Origin of the sequence: Staphylococcus microti (assembly GCF_000934465.1) — a bacterium.
Classification (GTDB): domain Bacteria; phylum Bacillota; class Bacilli; order Staphylococcales; family Staphylococcaceae; genus Staphylococcus; species Staphylococcus microti.
The window spans coordinates 1-903 of the sequence record NZ_JXWY01000121.1; the positions used below are offsets into that span (position 1 = coordinate 1).

The window sequence follows — 903 nt, forward strand, 5'->3', positions numbered from 1 at the left end:
ACTTAAACACAAAAGGTATGTTACGTAATCATAAACTGGCAAAAAGTATTTCTGATGTCTCTTGGTCTCGTTTTGTGACGCAATTACAATATAAGGCTGATTGGTACGGACGTAAAATCATTAAGGTAGACAAATGGTTTCCATCTAGTCAAATCTGTTCGAAATGTGGTCACAAAGACGGCAAGAAGTCTCTTGAAATCCGAGAATGGACTTGTCCTATTTGTCATACACATCACGATCGAGATATCAACGCTAGTAGAAATATATTGACAGAAGGTCTAAGAATAATGGCATTCGCTTAAGTAGCATCAAGAACCGTAGGAACTACGGGGATAGCTTGGTAAATAAGAGACACCGCTGTTAGCAAAGAAATAAACTATCAAGTACGCTCTATTCCCAAGAAGCTCCCACTTCAAGCGTTAAAAACGCTATGTTTAGCTAAGTGGTGAGTAGTTCACAATCCTACGTTGCATGGATCGTATTAGCAATATTAACTTTACGTGCTATCTTTCTAACCGGCTCAATTATTACGCAAGAGTTAATGGAATTACAGATGTATCCGAAACAATATTTAGGCGTTTTATTTGGTATGTCACAATCTGCATTTTTTGTGGGTGATGCGTTGGGCGGTACGTTAGGTGGTTATGTTTATAGTTTGAATATGAATTATGCATTAATGATTTGCGCATCCTTCTTTCTGTTTAATGCGTTGACATTTCCACTGTTCTTCAAGCACATTTTAAAGAAAGGTATTATAGCATAGAGAACCGTATTTTAAAGAGGTAACAGGTATTTAAACTGGACCCTATAGATTAGACACTAAAAAAAGAGTGTCGGTCTATAGGGTTATTTTAATGTATAATTTGAGTAACTACTCTAATGACTGAGAGGTGCAAATTGATG

At 36.5% G+C, this 903-nt stretch carries 2 protein-coding genes; both read left to right on the forward strand.

From position 1 onward, the window contains the following. A partial coding sequence (locus TP70_RS10145; protein WP_044361435.1) for an RNA-guided endonuclease TnpB family protein occupies window positions 1-302 on the forward strand: 302 nt, incomplete at its 5' end. A 143-nt stretch (window positions 303-445) separates the two neighbouring features. Then, complete coding sequence (locus tag TP70_RS10150) at window positions 446-763, forward strand: hypothetical protein (RefSeq protein ID WP_156962282.1); 318 nt, start codon at window positions 446-448, stop codon at window positions 761-763. Window positions 764-903 lie beyond the last annotated feature (140 nt).